The following is a 5,472-nucleotide window of genomic DNA, read 5'->3' as shown; positions in this document are numbered from 1 at the left end:
GAACGCAGCACCCCGGCGCCGCGCGTCATGACACGCTGCACCGCGCCGCGCGCCTCGGCCGGCGGCAGCGGCAGCTCACGGCCACCGGCCACCGGCGGCCCGGGCCGCGCCCCGCCGGAGTCGTCCCGGCCCGAGTGGCGCCGCCCGAGTGTCCCCGCCGTTCCGGCCCCGTCCACCGCCCCAGGTGCCGGGGCCGGAACGGTCTGTCCTACTCTGGGTAGCCGACGTGACCAGGACGCGCCGCAGCGCGCACCGAGGAGGCCCGCAGCATGGAGTACATCGCCGCACTCACCCCGTCCGCGGTGATGGCCGTCGCCTTCACCGCGCTCATCGTGACGATCGTCAAAAGCCAGGGCGGCCCCAACAAGTCCAAGGAGGACGCGGCCGTGGACGCCGCGTTCGCCGCCCGGGAGGCCGCGCGGAGCGAGGCCAACCGCGCCTGAACCGGGGTACTGACAGAGGCCGGTGGGAGTCGACTCCCACCGGCCTTTCACGCGTCGCGCCGGTCTCACGGCCGTTCCCGCACCTACAATTCGTGACGTGCCGCGACCACTGGGTGATCTCGAAGACGCCGTCATGACACGGGTGTGGGAGTGGAACCGTCCGGTCACCGTGCGGGAAGTACTGGAGGATCTGCGCGAAGAACGGCAGATCGCCTACACGACCGTCATGACGGTAATGGACAACCTTCACCAGAAGGGCTGGCTGCGCCGTGAGCAGGAAGGTCGCGCCTATCGTTATGAGGCGGTGTCCACCCGGGCCGCGTACTCGGCCGCGCTGATGAACGAGGCGTGGTCGGCGAGCGACAACCCCGCCGCCGCCCTCGTGGCGTTCTTCGGGATGATGTCGCCGGAACAGACGAAAGCGTTGCGCGACGCGCTGCGAGTTGTCGGCCTCAATGCCCCGCAGGGGCCCGACGAGGAGGGCCGGCCAGGCGAGGTGGAACGCTGACCGCGTCGAGCAGGCGATAGCGTTCGGTCATGCCTGATGCCATAACAGCGGTCACGGTGCGCCGGGCCCGCACCGGCGATGTGCGAGCCGTTCGGCGGCTCCTCGACATCTACACGTCGGACCGTATCCTGCTGGACAAAGCCACCGTCACGCTTTACGAGGACATCCAGGAGTTCTGGGTGGCCGAGCGGGACCACGACGGCGAAGTCGTCGGCTGCGGTGCCCTGCACGTGATGTGGGAGGACCTGGCCGAGGTGCGCACCCTCGCGGTGGATCCGGCGCTCAGGGGCGCCGGAGTGGGCCACCTGTTGCTGGAGAAGTTGGTGGGGACCGCGCGCCGGCTGGGCGTGCGCCGCGTTTTCTGCCTGACGTTCGAGGTGGACTTCTTCGCCAAGCACGGCTTCACCGAGATCGGCGACGCCCCGGTCGACGGGGACGTGTACAGCGAGCTGCTGCGTTCCTATGACGAGGGCGTCGCGGAGTTCCTGGGCCTCGAACGGGTGAAGCCGAACACCCTTGGCAACAGTCGGATGCTCTTGCATCTCTGAACCCCTCTCCGTGAACCCTCTCAGGGCGATGCCTCCGCGTCACGGTGATGTCACGCGGCGGGGCTTTTTGTCCGAAAGGTCCTGTCGAGTCGTGTCGGGAGCGGAGCAAACCTGCCAGAGGGTTTGTGTTTCCGGGGAAAAAGCGGTTTGCTGTCGTCGTCAAAATCGTTAATCGGTTATGTCTGCCCTGCCATCCAGTCCAGGGCGGCGGCAGTGAATGGGAGTAAGCCGGTGGCACAGAAGGTCCAGGTCCTTCTCGTAGACGACCTCGACGGCGGCGAAGCCGACGAGACGGTGACGTTCGCGCTGGACGGCAAGTCCTATGAGATCGACCTCAACGCTGAGAACGCGGGCAAGCTGCGTGATGCACTCGCGGAGTTCGTGAAGGCCGGTCGTCGTACCGGTCGCGGCTCCGGTGGCCGGGCGAAGGCCGCCCGTGCGTCGGCCGCTTCGAGCAGCAGCGCGGAAACGCCCAAGATTCGCGCGTGGGCGAAGGAGAACGGCTACGAGGTCAATGAGCGCGGCCGGGTTCCCACCACGATCCGCGAGGCTTACAAGAAGGCCAACCCCTGACCTTCGATCTCGTCGGCCGCGGGAAGCGGGCTGAAGGCGCACTGAAGGCGCACTGAAGGCGCGCTGAAGGCGCGCTGAAGGCGTACTCAAGGCGCGCTGAAGGCGCGGCCGGGTCGTGGGGAAGGCGCGGGAAAATCGCTCGGGTGAGCGAAGCACTCGGCCATCGGGCCGGGGCCTGCGCATTCGGCCCCCGTAACGCGAATTCCGCGCCGGAGCCGGGACGGGCTCATACGGCTCCGTCCCGGCCGGGCCGGGACGGGCCGGGGCTGACGGGGGCCGACCGGGGGTCTCGACGCGCGGCCGGGCGCGTCGCGCGTGGTCCCGTGTGTCGGGAGATGACACGCGTCGACCCCGGCGCTACGTTGTGCGACGAATCGACCACCCTTTGTCCACATGTCGGGCACCCGTACCGATCCGGGCCGCGCAAGGCTGTTCGCCTGTAGCGGATGCCGTCCGCCGGGGAGCATGGAACAACCGCCTCGCAGGGTAGGAAATCCCTAGTGGGAACGGGGACGGACAGGCCGTTCCGGGCGCGTTCGGGGCGCGAGTGGCGCAGCGTTCGCCCTGGGCGTACCGAATCCGGCCTTGTACGCCTGGCCTGCGGGAACATCGTCTCGCACCATCGGGTTGGAACTGTTGTCGTCCGTTCGGGGCAGCAGCGATCGGCCTTCTTCTCCGCGCGAGTGGGGAGATCCGGACGGGTGTCGGCAGTTGGAATGAGCGGTCCCCGCTCGCGGGACTAAGCTGCGGAAGGACAGAGAGGGGAGCGTCCCCTAGCTGACTGACCGCTCTGAGGAGCGATTAACGATGTTCGAGAGGTTCACCGACCGCGCGCGGCGGGTTGTCGTCCTGGCTCAGGAAGAAGCCCGGATGCTCAACCACAACTACATCGGCACCGAGCACATCCTCCTGGGCCTGATCCACGAGGGTGAGGGTGTCGCCGCTAAGGCACTGGAGAGCCTCGGGATCTCGCTTGAGGCTGTCCGCCAGCAGGTGGAGGAGATCATCGGCCAGGGCCAGCAGGCGCCCTCCGGTCACATTCCCTTCACCCCCCGTGCCAAGAAGGTGCTGGAGCTGTCGCTCCGCGAGGCCCTTCAGCTCGGCCACAACTACATCGGCACCGAGCACATCCTGCTGGGCCTGATCCGCGAGGGCGAAGGCGTCGCCGCGCAGGTCCTGGTGAAGCTCGGAGCCGACCTCAACCGGGTGCGGCAGCAGGTCATCCAGCTGCTCTCCGGCTACTCGGGCGGCAAGGAGACGGCCGCCGCCGGCGGTCCCGCCGAGGGCACGCCGTCCACCTCGCTGGTCCTCGACCAGTTCGGCCGGAACCTCACCCAGGCGGCCCGCGAGTCCAAGCTCGACCCGGTCATCGGGCGCGAGAAGGAGATCGAGCGGGTCATGCAGGTGCTGTCCCGCCGCACCAAGAACAACCCCGTGCTCATCGGTGAGCCCGGCGTCGGCAAGACCGCCGTCGTCGAGGGGCTCGCCCAGTCCATCGTCAAGGGCGAGGTGCCCGAGACGCTGAAGGACAAGCACCTCTACACCCTCGACCTCGGGGCCCTGGTCGCCGGCTCCCGCTACCGCGGTGACTTCGAGGAGCGCCTGAAGAAGGTCCTCAAGGAGATCCGCACCCGCGGCGACATCATCCTGTTCATCGACGAGCTGCACACCCTGGTCGGTGCCGGCGCCGCCGAGGGCGCGATCGACGCCGCCAGCATCCTCAAGCCGATGCTCGCCCGCGGTGAGCTGCAGACCATCGGTGCCACGACGCTCGACGAGTACCGCAAGTACCTGGAGAAGGACGCCGCGCTGGAGCGCCGCTTCCAGCCGATCCAGGTCGCCGAGCCGTCCCTGCCGCACACCATCGAGATCCTCAAGGGCCTGCGCGACCGCTACGAGGCCCACCACCGGGTCTCCATCACGGACGCCGCCCTCGTCGGCGCCGCGACCCTGGCCGACCGGTACATCTCGGACCGCTTCCTGCCGGACAAGGCGATCGACCTGATCGACGAGGCCGGCTCCCGGATGCGCATCCGCCGGATGACCGCGCCGCCGGACCTCCGCGAGTTCGACGAGAAGATCGCGAACGTGCGCCGCGAGAAGGAGTCCGCGATCGACGCGCAGGACTTCGAGAAGGCCGCCGGCCTCCGCGACGACGAGAAGCAGCTCCTGGCGCAGAAGGCCAAGCGGGAGAAGGAGTGGAAGGCCGGCGACATGGACGTCGTGGCCGAGGTCGACGAGGAGCTGATCGCCGAGGTCCTCGCCGCGTCCACGGGCATCCCGGTCTTCAAGCTGACCGAGGAGGAGTCCTCGCGTCTGCTGCGCATGGAGGACGAGCTCCACAAGCGCGTCATCGGGCAGGAGGACGCCATCAAGGCGCTCTCCCAGGCCATCCGCCGTACGCGGGCCGGCCTGAAGGACCCGAAGCGCCCGGGTGGTTCGTTCATCTTCGCCGGCCCCTCGGGTGTCGGTAAGACCGAGCTGTCCAAGACGCTCGCCGAGTTCCTGTTCGGCGACGAGGACGCCCTGATCTCCCTCGACATGTCGGAGTTCAGCGAGAAGCACACCGTGTCCCGGCTGTTCGGCTCGCCTCCCGGCTACGTCGGCTACGAGGAGGGCGGCCAGCTCACCGAGAAGGTCCGCCGCAAGCCGTTCTCCGTCGTGCTGTTCGACGAGGTCGAGAAGGCCCACCCCGACATCTTCAACTCGCTGTTGCAGATCCTCGAGGACGGTCGCCTGACCGACTCCCAGGGCCGGGTCGTGGACTTCAAGAACACCGTCATCATCATGACGACGAACCTCGGCACGCGGGACATCTCCAAGGGCTTCAACCTCGGCTTCGCCGCGCAGAACGACGTCAAGGCCGGCTACGACCGGATGAAGGCCAAGGTCAACGAGGAGCTCAAGCAGCACTTCCGGCCGGAGTTCCTCAACCGTGTCGACGACACCGTGGTGTTCCACCAGCTCACGCAGGAGGACATCATCCAGATCGTGGACCTGATGATCGCCCAGGTCGACGAGCGGCTGAAGGACCGCGACATGGGTCTGGAGCTGAGCACCGAGGCGAAGCAGCTGCTCGCCAAGCACGGCTACGACCCGGTCATGGGCGCCCGTCCGCTGCGTCGGACCATCCAGCGCGAGATCGAGGACACGCTCTCCGAGAAGATCCTCTTCGGCGAGCTGCGTCCCGGCCACATCGTGGTGGTGGAGACCGAGGGCGAGGGCGAGCAGGCCAAGTTCACCTTCCGCGGTGAGGAGAAGGCGGCACTGCCGGACGTGCCGCCGATCGAGGCCGCCGGCGGCGGCCCCAACCTCAGCAAGGACAGCTGACGCCTGACGCCGCACGGCGAGACGCGACACGAAGAAGGGGGCGGCCCCGGTACCGATCCGGTACCGGGGC

The 5,472-nt window shown here is 68.2% G+C and carries 5 protein-coding genes; all 5 read left to right on the top strand.

Annotation, left to right across the window (positions count from 1 at the left end; translation table 11 throughout):
* The first annotated feature begins 269 nt into the window (after window positions 1–269).
* The 5 genes from FNX44_RS28235 to FNX44_RS23285 all read left to right on the top strand — a co-directional run bounded on the left by FNX44_RS28235 (window position 270) and on the right by FNX44_RS23285 (window position 5,402).
* Complete coding sequence (locus tag FNX44_RS28235) at window positions 270–443, top strand: hypothetical protein (protein WP_173019263.1); 174 nt, start codon at window positions 270–272, stop codon at window positions 441–443.
* A gap of 97 nt (window positions 444–540) precedes the next feature.
* Complete coding sequence (locus FNX44_RS23305) at window positions 541–951, top strand: BlaI/MecI/CopY family transcriptional regulator (RefSeq protein ID WP_143650795.1); 411 nt, start codon at window positions 541–543, stop codon at window positions 949–951.
* 29 nt (window positions 952–980) lie between these two features.
* Entirely contained in the window at window positions 981–1,499 is a 519-nt protein-coding gene (locus FNX44_RS23300) for an amino-acid N-acetyltransferase (RefSeq protein ID WP_143650793.1), read from the top strand.
* A gap of 231 nt (window positions 1,500–1,730) precedes the next feature.
* Window positions 1,731–2,072 (top strand): histone-like nucleoid-structuring protein Lsr2, encoded by a 342-nt coding sequence (locus tag FNX44_RS23295; RefSeq protein WP_143650791.1) that lies wholly within the window; start codon window positions 1,731–1,733, stop codon window positions 2,070–2,072.
* An 807-nt stretch (window positions 2,073–2,879) separates the two neighbouring features.
* The gene (locus tag FNX44_RS23285) at window positions 2,880–5,402 is read left to right on the top strand and encodes an ATP-dependent Clp protease ATP-binding subunit (RefSeq protein WP_143650787.1); all 2,523 of its coding nucleotides are present in this window, start codon (window positions 2,880–2,882) and stop codon (window positions 5,400–5,402) included.
* The last annotated feature ends 70 nt before the right edge of the window (window positions 5,403–5,472 follow it).

The organism is Streptomyces alkaliterrae, assembly GCF_007097205.2.
GTDB lineage: Bacteria > Actinomycetota > Actinomycetes > Streptomycetales > Streptomycetaceae > Streptomyces > Streptomyces alkaliterrae.
Note: the sequence above shows the minus strand (reverse complement) of the source record. Positions and strands in the feature narration are given on the sequence as shown.

Bases quoted from the DNA above. Each gene is read 5' to 3' on its own strand.
- FNX44_RS23300 (WP_143650793.1), top strand. From the start codon at position 981: ATGCCTGATGCCATAACAGCGGTCACGGTGCGCCGGGCCCGCACCGGC.
- FNX44_RS28235 (WP_173019263.1), top strand. From the start codon at position 270: ATGGAGTACATCGCCGCACTCACCCCGTCCGCGGTGATGGCCGTCGCC.
- FNX44_RS23285 (WP_143650787.1), top strand. From the start codon at position 2,880: ATGTTCGAGAGGTTCACCGACCGCGCGCGGCGGGTTGTCGTCCTGGCT.